This window comes from Natronorubrum halobium, from assembly GCF_051351675.1.
In the GTDB taxonomy this organism is placed as follows: Archaea; Halobacteriota; Halobacteria; order Halobacteriales; family Natrialbaceae; genus Natronorubrum.
Map to the genome: position 1 here is coordinate 827,551 of NZ_CP195595.1, position 21,377 is coordinate 848,927.

The 21,377-nt window shown below is 64.6% G+C and carries 20 protein-coding genes and 2 pseudogenes; 8 read left to right on the forward strand and 14 right to left on the reverse strand.

Annotated features, from left to right (window positions below):
• Positions 1 to 183: 183 nt before the first annotated feature.
• The gene (locus tag ACSFC7_RS04015) at positions 184 to 1,998 is read left to right on the forward strand and encodes a nitrite/sulfite reductase (protein ID WP_436346475.1); all 1,815 of its coding nucleotides are present in this window, start codon (positions 184 to 186) and stop codon (positions 1,996 to 1,998) included.
• A 161-nt stretch (positions 1,999 to 2,159) separates the two neighbouring features.
• On the opposite strand, the gene ACSFC7_RS04020 is transcribed toward ACSFC7_RS04015, so the two are convergent.
• From ACSFC7_RS04020 to ACSFC7_RS04040, 5 genes are all read right to left on the reverse strand, one after another.
• Entirely contained in the window at positions 2,160 to 2,297 is a 138-nt protein-coding gene (locus ACSFC7_RS04020; protein WP_436346476.1) for a hypothetical protein, read from the reverse strand.
• A gap of 236 nt (positions 2,298 to 2,533) precedes the next feature.
• Positions 2,534 to 2,890, reverse strand: a complete 357-nt coding sequence (locus ACSFC7_RS04025; protein ID WP_436347902.1) for a hypothetical protein — start codon at positions 2,888 to 2,890, stop codon at positions 2,534 to 2,536.
• Positions 2,891 to 3,128: 238 nt separating this feature from the next.
• Complete coding sequence (gene larE, locus ACSFC7_RS04030; RefSeq protein ID WP_436346477.1) at positions 3,129 to 4,025, reverse strand: ATP-dependent sacrificial sulfur transferase LarE; 897 nt, start codon at positions 4,023 to 4,025, stop codon at positions 3,129 to 3,131.
• 70 nt (positions 4,026 to 4,095) lie between these two features.
• On the reverse strand, positions 4,096 to 5,070 hold the full coding sequence (locus tag ACSFC7_RS04035; RefSeq protein ID WP_436346478.1) for a Gfo/Idh/MocA family protein: 975 nt from the start codon (positions 5,068 to 5,070) through the stop codon (positions 4,096 to 4,098).
• A 195-nt stretch (positions 5,071 to 5,265) separates the two neighbouring features.
• Positions 5,266 to 6,057, reverse strand: coding sequence for a hypothetical protein (locus ACSFC7_RS04040; RefSeq protein WP_436346479.1), 792 nt, complete (start codon positions 6,055 to 6,057; stop codon positions 5,266 to 5,268).
• Positions 6,058 to 6,180: 123 nt separating this feature from the next.
• On the opposite strand from ACSFC7_RS04040, the gene ACSFC7_RS04045 reads away from it, so the two are divergent.
• The 3 genes from ACSFC7_RS04045 (at position 6,181) to ACSFC7_RS04055 (ending at position 8,694) form a co-directional block, all read left to right on the forward strand.
• On the forward strand, positions 6,181 to 6,750 hold the full coding sequence (locus ACSFC7_RS04045; RefSeq protein WP_436346480.1) for a DUF6789 family protein: 570 nt from the start codon (positions 6,181 to 6,183) through the stop codon (positions 6,748 to 6,750).
• 139 nt (positions 6,751 to 6,889) lie between these two features.
• The gene (locus ACSFC7_RS04050) at positions 6,890 to 7,786 is read left to right on the forward strand and encodes an ABC transporter permease (RefSeq protein WP_436347903.1); all 897 of its coding nucleotides are present in this window, start codon (positions 6,890 to 6,892) and stop codon (positions 7,784 to 7,786) included.
• A gap of 188 nt (positions 7,787 to 7,974) precedes the next feature.
• Complete coding sequence (locus tag ACSFC7_RS04055; protein ID WP_436346481.1) at positions 7,975 to 8,694, forward strand: DUF2270 domain-containing protein; 720 nt, start codon at positions 7,975 to 7,977, stop codon at positions 8,692 to 8,694.
• A gap of 70 nt (positions 8,695 to 8,764) precedes the next feature.
• On the opposite strand, the gene ACSFC7_RS04060 is transcribed toward ACSFC7_RS04055, so the two are convergent.
• On the reverse strand, positions 8,765 to 9,862 hold the full coding sequence (locus tag ACSFC7_RS04060; protein ID WP_436346482.1) for a glutamate-cysteine ligase family protein: 1,098 nt from the start codon (positions 9,860 to 9,862) through the stop codon (positions 8,765 to 8,767).
• A 294-nt stretch (positions 9,863 to 10,156) separates the two neighbouring features.
• On the opposite strand from ACSFC7_RS04060, the gene ACSFC7_RS04065 reads away from it, so the two are divergent.
• Complete coding sequence (locus ACSFC7_RS04065; RefSeq protein WP_436346483.1) at positions 10,157 to 10,753, forward strand: cupin domain-containing protein; 597 nt, start codon at positions 10,157 to 10,159, stop codon at positions 10,751 to 10,753.
• A 47-nt stretch (positions 10,754 to 10,800) separates the two neighbouring features.
• Here ACSFC7_RS04065 and ACSFC7_RS04070 read toward each other — a convergent pair whose 3' ends face one another.
• Genes ACSFC7_RS04070 through ACSFC7_RS04080 form a run of 3 tightly spaced genes read right to left on the reverse strand, consistent with a single transcriptional unit; the run spans position 10,801 to position 12,321 of the window.
• Positions 10,801 to 11,301 (reverse strand): ferritin-like domain-containing protein, encoded by a 501-nt coding sequence (locus ACSFC7_RS04070; protein ID WP_436346484.1) that lies wholly within the window; start codon positions 11,299 to 11,301, stop codon positions 10,801 to 10,803.
• A 16-nt stretch (positions 11,302 to 11,317) separates the two neighbouring features.
• Positions 11,318 to 11,962: a ferritin-like domain-containing protein gene (locus ACSFC7_RS04075; RefSeq protein ID WP_436346485.1), complete on the reverse strand. Its 645-nt coding sequence runs from the start codon at positions 11,960 to 11,962 to the stop codon at positions 11,318 to 11,320.
• A gap of 29 nt (positions 11,963 to 11,991) precedes the next feature.
• Positions 11,992 to 12,321, reverse strand: coding sequence for a DUF5789 family protein (locus tag ACSFC7_RS04080; RefSeq protein WP_436346486.1), 330 nt, complete (start codon positions 12,319 to 12,321; stop codon positions 11,992 to 11,994).
• Between the two features lie 117 nt (positions 12,322 to 12,438).
• Here ACSFC7_RS04080 and ACSFC7_RS04085 point away from each other — a divergent pair.
• A pseudogene (locus ACSFC7_RS04085) lies at positions 12,439 to 12,813 on the forward strand (sensor histidine kinase); the annotation flags it as partial.
• A 145-nt stretch (positions 12,814 to 12,958) separates the two neighbouring features.
• A complete protein-coding gene (locus ACSFC7_RS04090; RefSeq protein ID WP_436346487.1) occupies positions 12,959 to 13,621 on the forward strand; it encodes a sensor histidine kinase in 663 nt (220 codons plus the stop codon).
• An 89-nt stretch (positions 13,622 to 13,710) separates the two neighbouring features.
• Here the strand turns inward: ACSFC7_RS04090 and ACSFC7_RS04095 are convergent, their stop codons facing one another.
• Together ACSFC7_RS04095 and hemL are read right to left on the reverse strand one after the other, a co-directional pair.
• Positions 13,711 to 14,400 carry a hypothetical protein gene (locus ACSFC7_RS04095; protein WP_436346488.1) on the reverse strand — a complete coding sequence of 230 codons (690 nt, stop codon included), beginning with the start codon at positions 14,398 to 14,400 and terminating at the stop codon, positions 13,711 to 13,713.
• Positions 14,401 to 14,612: 212 nt separating this feature from the next.
• Positions 14,613 to 15,959, reverse strand: coding sequence for a glutamate-1-semialdehyde 2,1-aminomutase (hemL, locus tag ACSFC7_RS04100; RefSeq protein ID WP_436346489.1), 1,347 nt, complete (start codon positions 15,957 to 15,959; stop codon positions 14,613 to 14,615).
• Between the two features lie 110 nt (positions 15,960 to 16,069).
• On the opposite strand from hemL, the gene ACSFC7_RS04105 reads away from it, so the two are divergent.
• Positions 16,070 to 16,960 (forward strand): DMT family transporter, encoded by an 891-nt coding sequence (locus ACSFC7_RS04105; RefSeq protein WP_436346490.1) that lies wholly within the window; start codon positions 16,070 to 16,072, stop codon positions 16,958 to 16,960.
• Positions 16,961 to 17,083: 123 nt separating this feature from the next.
• Here the strand turns inward: ACSFC7_RS04105 and ACSFC7_RS04110 are convergent.
• The 3 genes and pseudogenes from ACSFC7_RS04110 to hemB form a co-directional block, all read right to left on the reverse strand.
• Positions 17,084 to 17,485 (reverse strand): annotated as a pseudogene (locus ACSFC7_RS04110) (P-II family nitrogen regulator); the annotation flags it as partial.
• A 596-nt stretch (positions 17,486 to 18,081) separates the two neighbouring features.
• Positions 18,082 to 19,776 (reverse strand): ammonium transporter, encoded by a 1,695-nt coding sequence (locus ACSFC7_RS04115; RefSeq protein WP_436347904.1) that lies wholly within the window; start codon positions 19,774 to 19,776, stop codon positions 18,082 to 18,084.
• A gap of 502 nt (positions 19,777 to 20,278) precedes the next feature.
• Entirely contained in the window at positions 20,279 to 21,307 is a 1,029-nt protein-coding gene (hemB, locus tag ACSFC7_RS04120; RefSeq protein WP_436346491.1) for a porphobilinogen synthase, read from the reverse strand.
• Positions 21,308 to 21,377 lie beyond the last annotated feature (70 nt).

Genomic DNA, 21,377 nt, shown 5'->3' on the forward strand with positions numbered 1-21,377 from the left:
CAGGATATATTCCATTGTACATTCAACGTCTGGTCCTAAAACTCCGTTATAATTTGGTGTTTGTAAACGATTAGGGTTATATGCGTTAGGAACTTGATGCACAAACGTGAATTACGAAATGTTTGGAGCGGAAATGTGCAAATATGCGCCGGTTCGTTCGGTCGCCAGCGAGGTGAGTGACTGATGGTTCACAAGAAAGAAGAACAGAAGGCGGACTGTTACGGCGACGAGGTGCGAGCGCACATTCTCGAGTTCGCCGACAACGGCGGCTACGAGGCGATTCCGGAGGACGAACGCGAGACGTGGTTCACCCGGTTCAAGTTCTGGGGGCTGTTCCACCAGCGCAGCGGGCAGGAGTCGTACTTCATGATGCGTCTGACCAACGCCAGCGGCATCCTGGAGCCGGGACAGCTGCGCATCATCGGCGAGGTCGCTCGCGACTACGCGACGGGGCCCGTCGCGAACCCCGAGTTCGGCAACGGCTGGATCGACCTCACGACGCGCCAGTCCGTCCAGTTGCACTGGCTCAAACTCGAAGATGTCCCGGAAATCTGGGAGAAACTCGAGGCCGAGGGCGTCCACTCCCGCTCGTCGGGCGGCGACACGATGCGAAACATCTCGGGCTCGGCCCTCCACGGCAAGGTCGAGGAGTACGTCGAGTCCGGACCGCTGCTCGAGCGCTTCGAGGAGGAGCTTCGCGGCGACGACGCGCTCGCGAACATGCCCCGAAAGTTCAACATCAGCGTGACCGGCTCGAAGTCCGGCTGTGCGCAGGACTCGCTCAACGATATCGGCTTCGAGCCGGCCCGCAAGGAGATCGAGGTCTCCGGCGAAGCCGGAGGCTCGTCGGACTCGTCCGACGGTGGCGAGACGGTCAAGGGCTTCAACGTGCGTATCGGCGGCGGTCTCGGCGGTCGCCAGCCCCGCGCCGCCACGCCGCTGGACGTCTTCGTCCGTCCCGAGAACGCCTACGAGGTCGGCCGCGCCTTCGTCGAACTCTACCACGACGAGGGTGGTCGCACGAATCGCTCGAAGAACCGCGGTCGGTTCTTCGCCGAAGACTGGGGCATGGAAAAGATCCGCGAGACGATGCAGGAGGAGTACGTCGACTTCGAGATGCATACCGCGGGCGAGGACTTCCGCGACGAGTACACGTACAACGCCGGTCGCCCCACTCGAGAGGGCAAACACGACCACGTCGGCGTCTACGACCAGAAACAGGACGGGCTCAACTACGTCGGACTGAGCGTGCCCGTCGGCCGTCTTCCCGCCGAAGATGCGATCGAACTCGCCGATCTGGCCGACGAGTACGGCTCCGGCGAACTGCGACTCACCCGCCGTCAGAATCCCGTCGTCGTCGACGTACACGACGACGATCTCGACGAGCTACTCGCGGAGCCGCTCCTCTCCGAGTACCCCCCCGAACCGAGTCCGTTCGAGCGCGGTGCGATGGCCTGTACCGGCACGGAGTTCTGCTCGATCGCACTCACCGAGACGAAGGGACGGATGGCTCGCATGCTGCGCTGGTTCAACAAGAACGTCGATCTGCCCGACGACGTCGGCAAGATCAAGATGCACTACTCAGGCTGTACGGCCGACTGCGGGCAGGCGATGACCGCGGACATCGGTCTGCAGGGCATGCGCGCCCGGAAGGACGGCGAGATGGTCGAAGCCTTCGACATCGGCGTCGGCGGCGGCGTCGGCGAGAACCCGTCGTTCGTCGAGTGGATCCAGCAGCGCGTCCCCGCCGACGAGGCCCCCGGTGCGATCCGCAACTTGCTTCAGGCGTTCGCGGCCCACAGAGAGGAGGGAGAGACGTTCCGTCAGTGGGTCGAGTCGGTCGGAACCGAACAGCTCGTCGAGTTCTGTGAACCCGAGGAGACCGACTTCGAGGCGCCGTACATGGACGACGCCAAGCAGTCGTGGTACCCCTTCGCCGAGAGCGACTCCGCGGCAGCCGCGACGGGCGAGGAGTCCGCCGCACCGTCCGACGACTAGCTGGCAGTATTTTCGATCGATTCGCGTCGTCGCTGTCGCTCTCGGGAACTATCCGGTCGAGAGTGCGTTCGCTCTCTTGTCGGACCTGTGCGCGTTATTTCGCCGAAAATCGAGTGTCTCCGCGTCGTGTCGTTTCGCTACTGCCGTCCGCTCTCTCCGGATTATCGGGAGAGTTTGCTGGCGAGTCGCTCGAGGGCGGCCGCGAACCCGAGCGTCGGGGTTCCGGGCATGTAGACCGGGACATCGGACTGTTCGGTTAGCTCGGCGACCGTCGGTTCGGTTGGGTCTCTCGTGCTCATACACGCTCTTCGTGCCGGGGATATTTACGCTTTCGCAAATTTACTTTTGGAACCAGCAACCATAAATCGTTAATGTGGAATATTCGCACGGTATTCGGTACACTGGTACGGCGACACTCGATCGATCCGGGCCGACGGAGACGTCGCTGGACTGACCGCTCTCGTCGTCGGTATCGACCCACCGCTCACTCGAGGCGGCATCGCGGACGGTCGACGGCCGAAAACACGCTCGCTCGTTACCGGTGCTCGCGCGTTCGCTGGTAGGCGTACTCAAGGGCGTCCTCGAGCGATCCCGGACCGTCGTAGCTGGCCGAGAAGAGATCCATGAACTGGGTTGCGATACGATCGCAGCGTTTGAAGGTGAGTACGGTTCGGACACGGATGGTCTCGGAGAGGTCGAGACCGGGGTAGGTCGTCGCGGTCAGGGCGTAGCCGGGATGATCTTCGCCGTCGAGCGACGCCGGTGCGACCTTCAACCGCAGATCACCTGATTCGTGACGATAGGTCCGATACTGCATTTCCCGGTCGGTGTCGGCCGGGGTATACGTCCGACACTCTTCCGCATTCCACTCGAGCGGCACGTCGGCGTCCATCATCTATAGGTACCCAACCTAGAGCCACGTTCGTATCGAAATGCGCAATATTACCGGACGTTAGTGCAAGAACCCCACTACTGATGGGTTTTCCGCGGAGAAGATGGTTATATTTTGGAGGGGTGTTGGAGAAGAACGCACCATTCCGTACGATTTCGAAATCGGCTCCGAAACCCGGAGACGACGCTCACGAGTTCGAACGGATCCGGGGCCGATAATTCGGGGCTCGAGAATCGAGTCAGTCGTCCGTCTGTGACTCCGCGGCGAAGACGTCTTCGACGAGCGGTTCGTCGGGTGGTGATTCGTCCTCGGGATCGCTGGCGCCGTCGCTCTCCGGACTGACGCTGCCGGTTCGGTAGCCGTGTAAGTCCAGCGTCACGTGGTCGAACCCGAGGTCTTCGAGTTCGTCGCGAACCGTCTCGACGAACTCCAACTGGAGCGTCCGCTCGAGTTCGTCGGGGGCGACTTCGATGCGCGCGAGGCCGTCGTGGTCGCGCACGCGGAACTGATCGAAGCCCCACTGGCGGAGCAGCGCTTCGGCGTGCTCGACGCGGGTGAGCCGTTCCTCGGTGACCTCGAGTCCCGTCGGGATGCGCGAGGAGAGACACGCCATCGAGGGTTTATCTGCGACGGAGAGCCCGTACTGCTCGGCGATCGCACGGACTTCGTCCTTCGAGATCTCGTGTGCCAGCAGGGGCGAGTGAACCTCGAGTTCGTCGACCGCCTGGAGTCCGGGCCGGTGGCCCGCGCCGGGATCGTCCGCGTTCGTCCCGTCGCAGACGGTCTCGATGTCGAACTCGCGGGCCGTCTCGAGCATCTCGCCGAGGCGCATCGTCCGGCAGTGATAGCAGCGATCGTCGTCGTTCTCGACGAAGGCGTCGCTCTCGAGTTCGGAGAAGGAGACGATCTCGTGGCGGATGCCGATCTCCTCGGCGACCCGCCTGGCGTCCTCGAGTTCGGCCTCTGGGAGCGTCTCGCTCCTCGCGGTACAGGCGACCGCGTCCTCACCGAGGGCGTCGTGGGCGAGGGCGGCCACGACGCTCGAGTCGACTCCGCCGGAGAAGGCGACGAGTACTCCGTCCCGGTCCGCGAGGTCCTCGCGGGCGGCCTCGAGTTTCGCCTCGACCGTAGTCATGACCCGTCGTTTGCACTGGACGGGCAAAAGCACGTTGTCGTCGGGCCGACGCCTCTCGCCGGACAGCCGTTCACACGTCAACGGGACGGCCGCGCTCGGCGCTCTCGGAGAGCGCGTCGATCACTCGCATGTTCGCGATCGCTTCGTCACCGTCGGTTCGGGGCGGTCGTCCCTCCTCGACGCTCGAGACGAACGCCTCGACCTCGAGTCGGTACTGATCGACCGGCTCGAACGTCTCGACGCCGCGCCGCCCGTCGATTCGGTACTCCAGCTCCAGCGGCTCGCCGTTCGGCGGATTGAAGGCGTTTTCGACCTCGATCCAGCCGTTCGCGGCCTCGACGCGGTAGCGCTGGACCGCTTGGGTGTCGAAGCCGGAGGCGACGCGCGCGGACGCCCCGTCGTCGTACTCCAGAATCCCGGCCAGTTCCGTGTCGACGCCGGCTCCGCGCGAGTCGTCCGTGTGGGCGTAGGCTCGCTCGGGTTCACCGAGGAACTGCCGGACGAGGGAGACGGGATAACAGCCGACGTCCATCAGGCTACCGCCGACGAGTTCTTCGGACAGTCGGATGTCGCCCGGCCGACCGAACAGCGGGAACTTGAACGCGGCCGTCGCGGAGCGGACGTCCCCGAGTTCGTCGCGCGCCAGTTCGATCGCCCGCTCGGTCCGCGGATGATACCGGTACATGAACCCCTCCATCAGCGTCACGTCTCGGTCGGCGCAGTAATCGACGACCTCGCGGGCTTCGTCGGCGTCGACCGCCAGCGGCTTCTCACAGAGCACGTCGATGCCGGCGTCGGCCGCCCGCTTCGTCCACTCGGCGTGCAAGGCGTTCGGCAGTGGGACGTACAGCGCGTCGACGTCCGCCCGCTCGAGCAGGTCCGCGTACCCATCGTAGCAGTCGTCGATCGCGTACTCGTCCGCGAGCGCCCGCGCCGACTCGAGGTCCCGAGAGGCGATGGCGGTCACGTCGTGGTCGGTGGCTTCGACGGCCGGGAGAAACGCCTTCTGTGCGATACCCGCCGTACTGAGGACGCCAAAATTCATACGTCATGTTGCTCGAGCGGACACTAATACTCTGTCGAACGTCCCGATCCACACGGTATTCTCACTGCGGAACGTCGTTCGTACTGCGCCGTCGGCTGCAGACGGTGTCGTCGCGACGTCCTCACGACCGTTCCGGTGGCTGATCCTGCTCGCAGCCATCGTCGGGACGACCGACGTGTGGGTCCCACCGTCGGTCTATCGCGCTGTCGACCGGTCGACGGCCGTCCGCATCGCTTCGCGGGCGTCCGCCGGGACCTCGTCGGCGGCCATTCGTTCGTCGAACCGCCAGCGGCGCTCGAGGACGACCGCGCCGTCGGTTTCGCGGTAGCCGTCGAACCGATCCCAGGGAAGAAAGGAGGTAGCCACGGTCCCCGACTCGGCGTACCGCAGGCCGTGCTCGCAGGCCTCGTACGTTCGGTGCCGACGGACGCTGATCTGCAGGATGACGATTCCCGCCACGGCGCCACTCAGGAAAAACGAGGGAACGCCGTGGAACGTGGCGGCGAACGCGCCGACGCTGCCGATTGCGAGCCCGACCGTTCCGACGTGCATCCACCGTCGCCGCCGCGAGTCCCGATTCGCGACCCAGCGTGCTCGGACGTCCCCCGCGGCCCGGTCGGCGTAGACCCTGTTTCCGAGGATCCAGAACGCGAGCCCGGCCGCCATCAGCCCGGCCAGCGGGAACAGGACCGTCAACGAGACGTCGACACCGGCGCCGATCTCGTCGACGAGTATCAGTCCGATCCCCGGGACCATCGCGGCGAGCACCGGCACCGCGAGCAGTCGACGACGCCCGTACGCAACCCACAGTTCCGGACGGCCGCCGAGTGCGAGCGCGACGGCTACCGCGACGAGTCCGCAGCCGACGGACAGTCCGGTTCCGTCGACGCCCGCGCCTATCCCGGCGAGGTGTCCGAGGAGACCGACGTAGGCGCCGGCCGCCACCGACGGACCGTCGATGTGCAATCGGCTCTCGATCGGGCACATTAGTACGATAGATAAACAGTTCGGACGGTATACACGTGTTGGTCGGGTCGTCTCGAGCGACCCGTCCACTGCACGCCGGGCTGTTAAGTCACCGTTCGTGGTAGAATGCCGCCCGAGCACACCATGTCGCTATCAAATCGATTACGACGGCTGCGGTCGACGAGCGAGTCCAAGGAGGGGCCCAGAGCGACGGCTGAGCAGTCGCGTATGGAACACGCCGCCTACGCGGCGATCCGCGGACTGCAGGCGGGGTTCGTCGCGACGATCATCATGACGGCGTTTCGGCTGCCGATCCTGCGTTCGTTGCCGCCGTCGGCGAACTTCTACTCGCAGTACGTCTCCGGCGGCGATCCGGAGGATCATCCAGTCGCCGGATTGCTCTTACACTTCGTCTACGGGATTCAGGCGGGAGCCCTCTTCGGCGGGCTGTTCGCACTCCAGGACGCCGAACGCTCGATCGAACCCGAACAGCGCGGCATCGTCTGGGGGTCGATCTACGGGATGGCCCTCTCCGCCTTCGGCTCGCAGGTCATGCTGAAGGAGGTACTCGACATTCGGCTCGACGCCGACGAACTCGCGCTGTTCCACGCCGGCCACCTCATCTACGGCCTCTCGCTTGGCGCGTGGATCGGCTCCCGCACCGAGGGCGTCGAGGATCCGGAAGAGGACTACGAGTACGACAACGGCAACTGAGTTCACAACTCTTCGACGTTATCCGTACTTTTCCTAGTAGGATCACACTCGATCTTATCAACGGTTAACAGTCGTATTACGATATCCCGACGCGGGTCATAACAACGCGTAAACCTGCCCAGCGATGGGATTTCTGTATATGGAACTCGGCGTCGTTCTCGGTGTCATCGCGATCGGATTCATCCACGGCGTCCTGCCGGATCACGGCTGGCCGATCGCGGCGACGTACGCGCTCACCAAACAGCACCGCTGGCTCTACGGCTTCCTCGCGGCGCTGATTCTCGGGGTGGGTCACCTCGTCAGTAGCGTCGTTCTCGTCCTGGCGTACTTCTGGTTCAGCACCTTCGCGGACTTCGCTAACGGTCCGTGGCTCGGCTACGTCGCTGGGACCCTGTTGATCCTGCTCGGCATCCACGAGTATCGCCACGGCGGGCACGGACTGGACGATCACGAGCACGGACACGGCGAGCACGGTCACGCAGAGCACGAACACGGACACCACGGACGCTCCGAAGAGAACGCACGCGACGGCCACAGCCACCACACCGACGGCGGGAGCGAGGCGCATTCGGAACACGAGCACGCACACGGTGGTCACGACCACCACGAACACGACGCTCACGACCATCACACACACGACAGCAACGATCACCACGACCACGACGCCGACCGGGGCTTTCTCGAGCGCATCCGAAGCGCCCTCCCGGGGGGCGGCGGCCATCAGCATCTCACCGAGGAGCACGCCGAGCGCGGACTCCTCGCGCTCGGAACGACGGCGCTCCTGCTCGGTTTCGCACACGAAGAACCCATTCAGATCCTGGCGATCTGTAGCGGTGCCGGGACGGGGCTCTGTCTCGAGTTGATGCTCATCTACTCGCTGGCCGTCATCGTCGCGATCATCCTGCCGACGCTGCTGTTGATCGCGGGCTACGAACGCCACCGAGAGCGAATCGAGGGGTACACGCCCTACCTGCCGACGATTACGGCTGCCGTGCTGATCGGGATGGGACTGGCGTTCATCGTGGGCTTCGTCTGACGTGTGCCGTTCGTTCGGCGTGACCGCTACTCGGCCGTCGGTAACACGATCCTTTTCGAATCGAGGGCGAGACAGAGCTTCTCAGTTCGCACACTACTGCCGCGTACTGTTCGATGTTCTCCAGTACACGACACTCAGATTACGCCGTCACCATACCTGCTTATGGAGCGAGGAGATGTCTCTCCTCTATGACCGATTCGAGTAGCGACGAGTTCGACCCAACAGCACCGGACCAACGGGAGATCGGTCGCGAAATGGTTGACGACAGTACGGGACTCGGTTCGGTGATGGCCCACGCCTATCGCGGAGAGATAGACCGAGTGGGGACGTGGCGGCAGCGCCTCGACGAGACGACGACGTGGGCGGTGACGCTGATGGCAGCAATCTTGACGTGGGCGTTTTCGAGTACCGATAACCCACACTATATCTTGCTAATCGGGATCGTTGTCGTCACCATCTTCCTGGGCATCGAAGCACGGCGGTACCGGGACTACGATGTCTTTCGCTCTCGTGCTCGAGTCATCCAAGAGAACCTGTTCGCAAACGCCCTCGATCCGTCCCAAGGCACTGAAAGTCACGACTGGCGAGCGGAACTGAGCAGGGACTATCGCAAGCCGACGCTGAAAGTCTCGTTATACGAAGCACTCGCAAACCGGCTCCGGCGTGTGTACCTTGCTCTGCTCAGTGTCCTATTGGTCGCGTGGGTCGTCAGGATTACAGCGTTCGCACCGCGCCAAGACTGGCTGACAACCGCTGGAATCGCCCGTATCCCCGGGATTGCTGTGGTTGCCGTTGTGAGTGTGTTCTACGTCGTACTGCTGGGCGTCACCTTCTGGCCCCGCGAACGCCATGCCAAGGGTGAATTCCGTGAAGGGGACCCGGACGACTGGAAAGAGACAGACCGATAAATCCTTCTCCTATAGTTACCGCGACTTTCACGAGTGATTCCGAGTACCAGAACCCTACTCCTGCCTCCTCTTAGGGTTCGACCGACTGAACGAGGTCGTCGACGTCTTCCTCGAGCAGACTCGCGTACTCCAGTCGCAGGTCCCGGGCGTCGCTCTTGGTGACGAACTGACGGCCGTCGATCCGCGTCGAGATGGGATGGTAGTCGTCGACGGAAAAGCCCATTCGATCGAGATACCTCGTGACCTCGGTCGACTCGAGGCCCTCGTGTATCGCGGCTTCGGCGAGGTCCCACGCGGTGTCGAACGCGGGGAGGCTGATGCCGTCGCTCGTGACGTGACCGGTATTTCTGGGGTCGCTGTCGCGTTCGATTTCGACGGTCGTGTGGTGGAGTTGCTCCATCACGGACTCGAGTTCGCCGGTCAATCGAAGCAACTGGCTCGGCAGTGCCGCGTCCGGCGAGCGCCACTCCACCGTCGGCATCGACTCGCGCAGACGGACGGGCGTCCAGACGACGTCGTCGGGCGAGAAGTGCTCCTCGACGGCGCTCTCGTCGATGCCTTCCTCGATGGCCGCCTCTTTGAACTCGTCGTAGCGATTCTCGAGGCGACGGTGCCACTCGCCGACGTTCTCGACGTAGTGCCAGAGCTGGCCGTGTTTGGGGAACTCCTCGTAGCTCTTCTTTCGGTAGCAGTAGGCGCGGGCGCTGCTTGCGGTCCGTTCGCCCTTGAAGTACGGCGAGGAGTTGGCCAGCGCGAGCGCGGCGTCCAGTGCGATGAGGACGTTGAGCTGGTCCGTGACGTTTCGCTTCTCGACGTGGACGTGCGTGCCGGCGCAGTACTTCGCGTAGGCGAAGTTCTCGCCGACGACTTCCTTCTGGATGCGACCGCGCTCGTCGGGTCGCCGGTCGATCTCGTCGCTGTTGATCGGCGTCCCCAGCGGCACGAGCCGTTTGTCTACCCGCTCTGCTCTCGAGAGCACGTCGTCGAGTTGCTCGACGAACGTTCGCTGGAGTTCGTCGACCGTCTCACACGGGGGCGTTTTCAGCTCGAACAGCGGTTCGACGAACTCCCGCTCGGTCCGGTCGGAGACTTCCGCCAGCGCGCCCGGAGACGTGAGTTCGCCGTCGGTGTCGATCACCCAGTATTCGACTTCGATACTCGTATTCATACTCGAGGTGGAAGATGTTCGGCTATCACGATGTGTCAGCGGCCGCTCTCGTCACGAGTCGGTTGCACCGTCCTGTCGTCGTGGTGGGCGTCGCCACCGTCGGGTCTCGGAATAGTTGCACGCGTCTCGTTGAATTGACGGTGCCTGCAGCCGCTTGCCATTTCTCCCAACCCGTACGCCGTGCGATCCGATCGGCCGCTCCTTCGACGGACGCGTCTCGTATCGGGGGCACTGACAGTCTGCCCGTCGCCGATAAACGCTTTCCGACGGAGCGGTGAACCTCGACGGGAACCGATGATCCCGCCATCGACGACACGACCGACGATCGCGAATCCGGCGACGGGCGAACGAATCGCGTTTCGCGACCGCACCGAATCGGCGCTACGATTCGAGTACGCGCTCGAGCCGGGCGGCTTCGCCGTCGGAAAGGTCGATCACGTCCACCCCGAGCAGGACGAACGGATCAGCGTCGAGAGCGGCACGCTCGGGGTTCGAATCGAGGACGACGAGTGGACGGCGACACCGGGAACCAGCTTCGGCGTGCCGGCCGGCACCGGTCACACGATCTGGAACGACGCGGACGACCCGGTCCAGACCGTGATCGAGCTCCGGCCCGCACTCGAGACGCACCGGCTCTTCGAGACCCTGTTCGGACTCGCCCGCGAGGGGAAGACCAACGACTGGGGGCTTCCGGGGCCGCTCCAGCTCGCCGTGCTCGCCGACGCGTACCGCGAGGAGTTCGCGCTCGCCCGCGTGCCGCGCTCGCTCCAGCGCGGGATCGCCACGGCGACCGCCCCGGTCGGCCGACTCGCGGGCTATCGGGCGCGGTACGACCGGTTCAGCGCCGACGCCGACCCCGTCTTCGCGGACCCAGCGGAACGGGACCCGTAGCGGACTCGCGCTCCACAGCGGCGGCCCTGATCACGTTTTACCTCTGGCTACGCGTCGTCCACCGCGACGGTCTCCAGAACCGAGAGCTCGCTTTCGAGATCCTCGAGCGCGCCCAACGCCGCACGCTCCTCCTCCAGAATCGTCTCGAGCGGCTCGACGACGTCGTCGGCGTAGGCGAGTCGACCGGCGAGCGTGAGCAGCGACTCGTACGCTCTGATCTCGAGTCGTTCCGTCGTGAGGGCGATCTCGAGGGCGCTCGGGACGGCCGGTCCGTCCGTCGACTCGTCGTGTTGTCGCCAGGATTCGGTCACGCCGTCGATGGTTCGCGTTCGACTCGCGTGTGGCCGCCGGCCGAGCGCCTCGAAGACGCGCTCGAGCCGGACGACGTGGCCCTCGGTCTGCTCGCGGTGATCCGCGAACCGGTCCGCGAGGTCGTCGCTCGACGCGCTCGCCGCCATCTCGGCGAGCAGTTCGACCTGTGTCCGTTCGACGTAGTACGCCCGCTGGAGCTGGTAACCGAACAGATCCTCGAGTGTTTCGACGTTCATGGGTCGTTGTACTGCGTCATGGGTTTTCTCGCCAGGAGCGGTCGAGCGATTCTCGCGCGGCGTCGTCGACCGGACTCGAGGCGAGCAGCGTCTCGACGGCCTCGCCATCGAACAGCGACTCGAGTTCGGTCCGCACCTGTCGCTCGTCGTCGTAGTTGTCCTGCAGCGCGTCGATGACCGCGGTAATCGCGTCGTCGGCTTCGTCGCCCTCTCGAGACGTCTTCGGCGTCTCGCCGTCCGCGACTGCGGTCGCCAGCGCCATCGTCGTCTCGTAGACCGTACACTCGATCGCCTCGAGTTGGAGGACCGTTTGAATGTAGTACAGCGGCCGCAGGGCGTCGTTCAGAACGACGTTGTTGAACGCCTCCTTGTCGGCGATCAGGCCGTCGAGCTCCGGGACGGGGCGGCTGTCCGGTTCCGCGCCGAGGGCGTCGAAGGCCCGTTCGATCCGCTCGAGATGCGTCTCGGTCTCCTCGCGGTGGCCGTCGATCACGTACTGGAGTTGCTCGCGACACTCCAGCGCGCGCAGGTCGTCGAGCGAGTCGATCGAGACGTCGGTCGCGAGGGTTCGAAGCTCCGACTGTAACGTCCGTTCGATGTAGTATAACCGCTCTAACTGAGCCGTGAGCGCGTCGCGTGGGGTCGTCGTTGCGGTGCTCATGGAATTAGTGGTGCGTCGACGATCGTCCCTCAGAACGACTGTTGCATCCGCGTCTGCTCGTCGGTAGCGTGGGGGCTGTCCCCGCGGTCGCTGTAACGCGGCCGACCGACGGCGTCGCGCCGGACCCCGTTCAGGATCGCCAGCTCGAGTTCGTTTCGGCTCTCGTAGGTCTCGTGGCCGGAGGTCTCGAGGATCGCTCTCAGCGTATCCGACTGGTTTGGATAGGAGATCTCGACGTCGGCGAACTCCGCAAGCACCTCGTCGGTCGTCAGCGGGAACGTCGTGTCGTCGAACAACTGGCTGACGGCCCCGACCTCGAGCGATCTGACGTCGTCGGCGGTGTCGTCGGTGTGGCTCATCGAGGTGCCCTATCAGTATCGGCGACAAAGAGCTACAGCCTGCAGTTGACTGCGCGTTCTCTCCGACCGAACCGGATGGCCAGAACGGCTAACAGAGCCGGGGGGTGAGTACCAGTCATGCAGTGGCCCGCGAACGACGGTTTCGGCGCACCCGATCGAATCCCGCAGTACGTCGTGGGGTTCGGAGCGCTGCTGACGCTCGCACTGGGTTGCGAAATCGTCGCACTGTTCGCGTTCGACTCGCCGACCGTCTCCGACGGAGAGTTTCTGGTCGGCGTCGTCACTACTGCGCCGTTCCTCGCCGGAATCGTCTTCGGCGGCTACAGGCTCCGGTCTTCGGAGCTCTCGGCGGATCGGTCTCCCAGAGTCGTCGGCTGGTGTCTCGGGTGGCTCGTCACCTTCCTCGCGATCAATCTCGCACTTATCGTCGTCATGCCGACCGAATCGTGGGCCGTGGTCGGGTCGTGGATCCGGTGGACCGTCGTGCTCGGCGCCAGCGTCGGACTCCTCATCGGCTGTCTCGAGGGGAGCGCCGTCGAGCGCGCCCTGACCGCCGAACGGGCCCCTCCAGGCGTCGTATCTCGAGGACCAGCGGGAGTATCTCGACTATCTCACCAGTACCCTCCGACACGAGGTGTTGAACACGGCGACGATCATCAACGGCTACGCGTCGCTGCTCGAGGACGAGGCCACGGAGTTGACCGATCCGCACCGAGAGTGGGCACGGATCGTGATCGCCGAATCCGAGGAGCTGTCGACGGTGATCGACGACGTCCGCGTGCTGTTACGGGCGACCGAAGGGGCGTCTCGACTCGAGCCGGTAAACGTCTCTCGAGTACTGACGGACGAAGTTCGAAAGCTCGATCATCGGTGGGCGTCGGTCGACGTAACGACCTCGATCCCGGAGGGCGTTTCCGTCCAGGCTGACGACCTGCTCGCTCGGGTCTTTGGGAACCTCCTCTCGAACGCCGTCGAGCACAACGACGCGGCGGTGCCGTCCGTGGCGATCACGGTCGGGTCGACCCCCGACACCGCCCGCATCGAAACCGCGGACAACGGGCCCGGAATCCCCGACTCGAAACGAGAGACGCTGTTCGACCGCGTCGAGAGTCGGGGCAGTACGCACGGACTGGGGCTCTATCTGGTCTCCCAACTGGTGGCTCGCTACGACGGGACGGTCGAGTTGACCGAGACGGGCCCCGACGGGAGCGTGTTCACGGTCGAGTTACCGGCCCTGTCTTCCGACCGGACCGACGCGGCTCTCGAGCGACCGGCGAATCATTCGCTCGTGATGGAGTGAGCGGTAGCAGTTCAGCTGAGACGATCCCGGGCGCGTCCGACGGACTCGACTCGAGCCTGTCACGGTCGATTTCGATTCGCGGTGGAAGGCTACTGGTCCCGCTCCTCACGGCGTCCCATCTCCTTTCGCCGCCGGGCGAGATAGTAGCCCGCGACGACGGGCTGTAACGGCGGAACGAACAGGCTGAGAAACGCGACGCCGAGGTAGAAGCCCGGATTCGGTCGCCACGAGTCACCGTCGGTACAGACGTAGGCCGCGTCCTGGTGGATCGCGATCGGAAAGGAGCCGAACGCGATCGCACCCGCGAGACCGACCGCGGCCACGAGCAGTCCCGGGATCGTCAACAGGATCGCGATCGCCGCCGCAACCAGCCCGAACACCGTCGTCGCGAGCGAAACCGCCACGACGAGCCACCAGCCCGACCAACCCGACCGGGTTCCAAACCGTCTGTGGCGACGCGCGAGATAGACGACGCCCGCGAGCGGTGCCGAGACGAGCGCGAAGGCGGCGTTGAGCCACGGGTTCGGGTTCCAGTTCCCGCTGGCTCGCGGCAGTCGCCGGATCCGCCGTGCGTCGAAGAAGATCGCCACGAGCAGACCGATCGTCAGGAAGGTGTAGCCGAAGCTACTGAACAGGACCAATCCGTACTGAAGCCCGGGAACGCCGGGCTCCGTCTCCCGGAGCACGCCGACGATTCCGACCCCGATCACCGGCGGAAACAGATACAGCAGTCGCTCGATGAACCGCGCCCAGTCGATCTCGTCGACGTGCGTTCTCATCTCGAGAGCGATCCGCTACTGACGGGAGCGTGGCCGGTCGGCACCACGGTGGGCGTGACCGTCGACCGCGACGGGAACCACGCCTCGGAATCTCTGTATTACTGTCCCTCGAATCCGACGACGACGCCGGACCCTGTCGCGTTCGCCGGCGATGGACGACCTGTCACCGGAGGAGACGGTCAGCCGTCAGACTCGTCGGCGAGTCGACCGGTTCACAGCGCGTTCTTGTACGCCTCGAGGGTCTCCTCGACGTCTTCCTCGGTGTGGCCGTAGCTGACGAACTGGCACTCGAACTGGTTCTGCGAGAGGAAGACGTTCTGTTCTTTCATATCCCCCCAGAAGATCCGGCGCCAGCGCTCGGTTTCGGCGTTTTTCACGTCGCCGGCGTTCTTCGGACAGTAGTCGTAGCGCGGACAGGTCGGATCCTGTCGACAGCCCGCCTCGCACTGCTCCTCGAGCGAGTCCGGGCCCGGCCCCTCCCGCGTGAAAATCACTTTGAACATGCTGTCGGTGCCGGTGACGGTGTAGCTGGGGGCCTGATCGGCGAGAATGTCGGTCAGGCCGCTGCGGAGTCGCTCGCCGAGTCCGTCGACGTGATCGTAGACGTCGTTTTCGGCGGCGAACTGGAGCGTCTCGAGGCCGGCGGCCATCGTCACCGGGTGGCCGGAGAAGGTGCCGGCCTGGAAGACGTCGCCCGTCGGGGTGAACTGCTCGATGATCTCGGCGCGGCCGCCGATCGCGCCGACGGGGAAGCCGCCGCCGATGATCTTGCCGAACGTCGTCAGGTCGGGCGTAACGCCGAACTCGCTCTGGGCGCAGCCGAGGCCGCCGACGCGGAAGCCCGTGATCACTTCGTCGAAGATCAACAGGGAGCCGTGTTCGTCGGTGATCTCCCGGAGGAACTCGTGGTAGCCCTCTTCGGGGTAGACGATGCCGTAGTTACCCAGGATGGGTTCGGTGAGGACGGCCGCGATGTCGTCGCCGTGTTCCGCGAACACCTCGCGGATCGCCTCCTCGTCGTTGAAGGGCACCGGCAGGGTGTGTTCGGAGAACGACTGCGGGATACCCGCGGAAGAGGGCTGTGGGTTCTCGGCGTCGCCCTCGACCAGTGTCGACTCCTGGGCGCCGTGGTAGCCGCCCTGCATGACGACGATCTTGTTTCGGCCGGTGTAGCCGCGAGCGAGTCGCACGGCCGATGTGGTCGCTTCAGTCCCCGAATTCACGAAGCGGATCTTCTCGACGCTCGGGACGTGGCGGACGACGAACTCCGCGAGGTCGACTTCGACTTCCGTCGGCGTCCCGTACATCGGCCCCTCGCTGGCCTTCCGCTGGATTCCCGCTCGAACGGGTTCGGGAAGATCGTGGCCCAACAGGAGCGGTCCGAGTCCCATCACCCAGTCGACGTACCGGTTGCCGTCGGCGTCGATGACGTGTCCGCCGTCGCCTTTTCGGACGAAGAACGGATACGGCTCGATCGCCGCACGAACCGCCGAGTTCACCCCGCCGGGCATGACCGACAGCGCCCGGTCGTACAGGTCGCGTGAGTTGTCGTCGTTCATACCCGGTTGGTTGGCAACGGGACGGGAAAGTAGTACCGAGGTTCGTTCGGTTCCGCGCGTCGATCACTACCGTTAATAACGCGCTTCACCGAGTCGTTTGCCACTACTGTATGCGTCATCGAACTCCGCTTACGTTCCTGCTCGTCGGTGCGATCTGGGGGACGACCTTTCCCGCCGTTCGCGCCGGGGTCGAGGTCGTTCCGCCCGTCCTCTTTGCTGCCATTCGGTTCGATGTGACGGCACTGTTGATCCTCGGCTACGCCGCCGCTCGAGGCCGTCGCGTCCGTCCTCGTCGCGGGGAGTGGGCGGGAATCCTCGCCGGCGGAACGCTGTTGATCGCGCTCCATCACGCGCTGTTGTTCGCCGGCCAACAGTACGTCACGAGCGCCGTCGCCGCCGTCGTCGTCGCGACGGTACCGATTCTGACTGCGGGACTCTCGCGGCTGTTGCTCCCCAGCACTGCACTCGGCGCGGTCGGCGCGGTCGGTCTCGGACTCGGATTTTTGGGGACGGCGATCGTCGCCGATCTCGACCCGTCAGCGCTGTACACCGCTGAATCGCTCGGCGTCGTGCTCGTTCTCGCCGCTGCCGTCGCGTTCGCACTCGGGGCGGTGCTCACCCAGCGGACCAGAACCGAACTCCCAGTCGCGTCACTGCAGGGCTGGATGATGCTCGCCGGTGCCCCGATTCTTCACGTCGCGAGCCTCTCGCTGAGCGAACCGCAGTCCGTCGAGTGGACCCCGACCGCCGCGCTGGCGCTCCTCTACCTCGTTCCTATCGCCGGCGGTCTGGGCTATCTGCTGTACTTCGACCTGCTCGACCGGATCGGGTCGGTCGAACTCAACCTCGTCAGCTACCTGTTGCCCGTCTTCGCCGCGTTCGTCGGTTGGTTCGCCCTGAACGAGGCGCTCAAGCCGACGACGATCGCCGGCTTCGTCGTCGTCGCGATCGGTTTCGCGCTGATCAAGCGGCACGCCCTGATTCGACTCGTCGGAAACTGATCGCGTCGCTCGAGCGGAAAACTGCGTACGGCGTCGATTGTCCGAGCGAACCGCGAGCAATCGCTGGTCAGCGCCGGTGAACGCTTTCGGTGACGGAGAACTGTCACGACCTCGTGCCCGAACTTAGACGGCGTCCGGTCCGGTGTTTCCGGTTCGGACCTGGTAGGCGTCGTCGACCGGGAGCACGAAGATCTTCCCGTCGTCCGGTTCGCCGGTGTTGGCGGCCTCGGCGATGGCCTCGACGACGGCTTCGGCGGGAACGTCGGCTGCGCGGCTACCGCCGCTTCGCTGCGGGCCTCCCGGCCCGCTCGCGACGACGCACTCGATCTTGACCTTCTGGTGGAGATCGATCGTGTACTCCTCGCCGCGCCACTGCCCCTTCTTCGCGGGTTGAGAGCCGCGTCCGGAGACGTTGGTGACCGTCAGCGACGGCGCACCGACTTCGGCGAGCGCTTCTTTGACCTCGCCGAGGCGGTCGGGGCGGACGATCGCGGTGATCATCTCGAGTTCGCCGTCGTTCGGTCCGCTCATCTCGAGTCGCCTCCGCACGTCGTCGCGCTGCCGTGTATCGGCGGACAGCCGCCTGTACGACGCCGCTCGGAGCGAGTTGTCCGTAACGTCACATCTAGTTCCGATGGCCTATTCTCACGTAAGGGTTAGCGTCGACGTTCGGATACGACTGCTGCTGGGCTCGACGCAAGCGGTCGACGGTCGCTCGATTACAGCACACGCGGGCGGCGTTGCCGTCTCTTTTCACAACCATCGGCGTTCGGACTCGTTTGCAACCCGTGACCACCCAGTAGCGAGAGGCGTGCTGTCGCGCACAGCACGTCTTGGTACTCACTACCGGGTTTTGGTACTCATTACCGGGTTCTGGAACGCTCGCAAAAATACGACCGCAAAAAGAACGCACATCGAATCCAACGCGGGGTGACGCGATCGAAACCACCGTGTGACCGCACTGGTCGGTCGCCGGGTATGCCGTCGGCGACCGGTGACGCCCGGTTCGGCGCGGGCGTCGGTGTGCCGAGTGCCGGATCGATGTGGGTCGCACGAGCACGAGCGTGCTCGCGGTAACGCGTGTCGGCTGCACGCGTCTCTGACGACCGCGTAACCCGCACTCAGACGGCGTCCTGTCCGGTGTTTCCGGTTCGGACCTGGTAGGCGTCGTCGACGGGCATCACGAAGATCTTGCCGTCGCCAGGTTCGCCGGTGTTGGCCGCGCCGGCGATGGCCTCGACGACGTCCTGGGCCGGAATGTCGGCGACAACGCACTCGATCTTGACCTTCTGGTGGAGGTCGACCGTGTACTCCTCGCCGCGCCACTGGCCCTTCTTCGCGGGCTGGGAGCCGCGGCCGGAGACGTTGGTGACGGTCAGTGACGGCGCACCGATCTCGGCGAGGCCCTTCTTGACCGCGCCGAGCTTGTCGGGGCGGATGATCGCGGTGATCATCTTGAGTTCGCCGTTGTTCGGCTTGCCGCCGTCAGAGCGAAGCTCCGACGAGGATCGCGATTCTTCGAATCGCTCACCGCCGTCCGTGCGGATGATACGGTCTTCGCCACCGTCGGTTGCGACGTCGGGACTACCGAACTCGGGGTAGGTGTCGACGCCGTGTTCGGAGACGTCGAGGCCGTCACGTTCGTGTTCGGGCGTGACTCGAGCCTGTCCGGCGGCCTTGAACGCGTACCAGATGATGGCGGTTGCGCCGACTGTCCAGGCGCTGATAACGACGACACCGATGGCCTGTGCGACGAACGCGTCGACCATGCTATCGACGACGCCCGGGGCGGCGACGAACGGGAACAGCAGCGTGCCGAGGACCCCGGCGGAACCGTGGACCGGGAAGACCGCACACACGTCGTCGATCTTCAGCTTCTGTTCAACGAACTCGAAGACGATCGGCAGCTGCGCGCCGGCAAGGCCGCCGACGACGAACGCGCCCCACCATGCGGTGGTGTGTGGAATCGCGGTGATGCCGACCAGACCGGCCAGCAGGCCGTTCGCAACGAACAGCGTGTCGACCTTTCCGGTCTTGAGCCACGCGACGAGTCCGGCACCCATCGCACCGCAGGCCATCGAAATCGTCGTCGTCGCGGCGACGCGACCGAGCTGGTCGCCGACGAACGCCCCGTCGCTGAAGATCGCCGAGGTACCGACGTTGAAGCCGTACCAGCCGAACGCGAGGATGAGCGTCCCGAGGACGGCGAAGGTCAGCGAGTGACCGGGAATGACGTTGACGCTTCCGTCGTCGTTGTACCGATCCATGCGCGGACCGAGCACCCATGCGGCGGTAAGACCGGCAATTCCGCCCATCCCGTGGACGATCATCCCGCCTGCGAAGTCCTCGAACAGCACGCCGCCGAACTCGAGGTACTCGCCGGCCCACGTGAGCCCGGTGACGACGGGGTAGATGACTGCCGCCAGCAGGAACGTATAGCCGACGTACGCGCGGAGTTTCGCTCGGCCGGCGACGGCTCCCGAAACGATGGTCGCCGCCGTCATGGCGAAGACGGCTCCGTACAACCAGTCAATCCAGCTCGTGGCGTCTCCCACGAACGCCGGTTCGAATCCGCCTCCGGCGACGGCACTCTCGACGCCAACGCCGATGAGGAAGAACACCGTCACGCCGACGCTCCACGTCAGCAGGTTCTTCGTCAACTGGTTCGCGACGTTCTTCGAACGCACCTGCCCCGCCTCGAGCATGGCGAAGCCGGCGTGCATGAAGAAGATGAGGAACGTGACGAGCAGAATCCACGTGTAGTTGATCGACTCCATCAACATCTCGGCTTCGGTTTGCAGGATCGTCGGTTCCATCATTCGCGTCCCTCCACCACTTCCGTTTCGTTAGCGATACGTTGTAGACGTATGTCCATGTCTGGTCCGTTCGAGCTCATGGTTGTCTTCTGAATCACGTTTGATGTCGATGGACTAGCTTCATATAAGGGTTAGCGTTGTAGTTTGGTCAAAAATTAGAGGGTAATGGGGACAAGCGAACAAATCTAGAGGTGATTTAATGTGTATAAGGCAATACGATCTTGCGGATTTTTCGAGCCGTGGTTATATATTCGCTCTTTCTAAACCGCGAAAAACCCCGCTCTGCGAGATACTCGTCCCGATTAGTCCGATATCGTGCCGTTAGCAGGCTCACGGCGCTCGCGCGCGGCAGATGTTGCCACTCGTTCGTCGCCGCGCAACCGAGTTGGACATTCGTCCGAACAACGAGCGAAAACGACTCCGGTCGCGCCAGGAGGCGAGCAGTGCCGTCGAATTTCGCTCCGTCCTCGAGAGCGGGCGACGGTACGCCACCGTCTCTCCGCTACTGACCCCCGGTCAACTCCTCGGCGACGTCTTCCGCGAAGTACGTCAGAATCAGATCCGCACCGGCCCGTTTGATCGAGAGGAGCGACTCGAGCGCCGCCGCCTCGAGATCCAACCACCCCTTCTCTGCGGCGGCGTGGAGCATGGCGTACTCGCCGGAGACGTTGTAGGCGGCGACGGGGTGGTCGAACTCCCGGCGAATTTCCGAGATAATATCGAGGTAGGGCAGCGCGGGTTTGACCATCAGCACGTCCGCGCCCTGCTCGGCGTCGAGGCGAACCTCGCGCATGGCCTCGCGCGCGTTCGCGGGATCCATCTGGTAGTGCCGACGATCGCCGAACGACGGTGCGCCGTCGGCGGCGTCCCGGAACGGGCCGTAGAACGCGCTCTCGTACTTCGCGGCGTAGCTCATGATCGGGACGCGTTCGAACCCCTCGCGATCCAGCCCCTCGCGGATGGCGGCGACCATCCCGTCCATCATCCCGCTCGGCGCGATCATGTCCGCCCCCGCCTCGGCGTGGGAGACGGCGATCCGATCGAGCGACTCGAGCGCGGCGTCGTTGTCGACGGTCAGCGTCGGTTCGTGAGCACAGCCCTCGCCGTGTTCGTGCCCGTCCTCGCCGCGGAGTTCCTCCTCGAGGGGCCCGCAGTGGCCGTGATCGGTGTACTCGCAGAGACAGACGTCGGTGATGACGTAGGCGTCGGTTTCGGCGGTGATCTGTCTGGCCGCCTCCTGGATGACGCCGTCGTCGGCCCAGGCGCGAGTCCCCTCGGCGTCTTTCGACTCCGGAATGCCGAACAGCATCACGGCTTCGACGCCGGTCTCGAGCACTTCCTCGACGCGGGTGACGCTCTCCTCGACCGGCACCCGCTCGTGGCCGGGCATCGACTCGATCGGGAGTCGCTCGTCGGTCGTCGCGTCGACGAAGACCGGTGCGATGAGATCGGACGGCTCGAGGCTCGTCTCACTGACGAGGCCGCGAACCCGGTCCTGGCGAAGCCGCCGAGGACGGTGTGTGAGATCCATACGCGAGTATTCGTCGGCGGCCGCAAAAGCGATGCGCTCGACGGGCGAGAACGGGATCGGTGTGCCGATG

Bases quoted from the DNA above. Each gene is read 5' to 3' on its own strand.
- ACSFC7_RS04065 (WP_436346483.1), top strand. From the start codon at position 10,157: ATGATCCCGCCATCGACGACACGACCGACGATCGCGAATCCGGCGACG.
- hemB (WP_436346491.1), bottom strand. From the start codon at position 21,307: ATGGATCTCACACACCGTCCTCGGCGGCTTCGCCAGGACCGGGTTCGC.
- ACSFC7_RS04015 (WP_436346475.1), top strand. From the start codon at position 184: ATGGTTCACAAGAAAGAAGAACAGAAGGCGGACTGTTACGGCGACGAG.
- ACSFC7_RS04075 (WP_436346485.1), bottom strand. From the start codon at position 11,962: ATGAGCACCGCAACGACGACCCCACGCGACGCGCTCACGGCTCAGTTA.
- ACSFC7_RS04020 (WP_436346476.1), bottom strand. From the start codon at position 2,297: ATGAGCACGAGAGACCCAACCGAACCGACGGTCGCCGAGCTAACCGAA.
- ACSFC7_RS04105 (WP_436346490.1), top strand. From the start codon at position 16,070: ATGCGTCATCGAACTCCGCTTACGTTCCTGCTCGTCGGTGCGATCTGG.
- ACSFC7_RS04025 (WP_436347902.1), bottom strand. From the start codon at position 2,890: ATGGACGCCGACGTGCCGCTCGAGTGGAATGCGGAAGAGTGTCGGACG.
- ACSFC7_RS04050 (WP_436347903.1), top strand. From the start codon at position 6,890: ATGGAACTCGGCGTCGTTCTCGGTGTCATCGCGATCGGATTCATCCAC.
- ACSFC7_RS04115 (WP_436347904.1), bottom strand. From the start codon at position 19,776: ATGGAACCGACGATCCTGCAAACCGAAGCCGAGATGTTGATGGAGTCG.
- larE (WP_436346477.1), bottom strand. From the start codon at position 4,025: ATGACTACGGTCGAGGCGAAACTCGAGGCCGCCCGCGAGGACCTCGCG.
- ACSFC7_RS04060 (WP_436346482.1), bottom strand. From the start codon at position 9,862: ATGAATACGAGTATCGAAGTCGAATACTGGGTGATCGACACCGACGGC.
- ACSFC7_RS04045 (WP_436346480.1), top strand. From the start codon at position 6,181: ATGTCGCTATCAAATCGATTACGACGGCTGCGGTCGACGAGCGAGTCC.
- hemL (WP_436346489.1), bottom strand. From the start codon at position 15,959: ATGAACGACGACAACTCACGCGACCTGTACGACCGGGCGCTGTCGGTC.
- ACSFC7_RS04070 (WP_436346484.1), bottom strand. From the start codon at position 11,301: ATGAACGTCGAAACACTCGAGGATCTGTTCGGTTACCAGCTCCAGCGG.
- ACSFC7_RS04095 (WP_436346488.1), bottom strand. From the start codon at position 14,400: ATGAGAACGCACGTCGACGAGATCGACTGGGCGCGGTTCATCGAGCGA.
- ACSFC7_RS04035 (WP_436346478.1), bottom strand. From the start codon at position 5,070: ATGAATTTTGGCGTCCTCAGTACGGCGGGTATCGCACAGAAGGCGTTT.
- ACSFC7_RS04055 (WP_436346481.1), top strand. From the start codon at position 7,975: ATGACCGATTCGAGTAGCGACGAGTTCGACCCAACAGCACCGGACCAA.
- ACSFC7_RS04040 (WP_436346479.1), bottom strand. From the start codon at position 6,057: ATGTGCCCGATCGAGAGCCGATTGCACATCGACGGTCCGTCGGTGGCG.
- ACSFC7_RS04080 (WP_436346486.1), bottom strand. From the start codon at position 12,321: ATGAGCCACACCGACGACACCGCCGACGACGTCAGATCGCTCGAGGTC.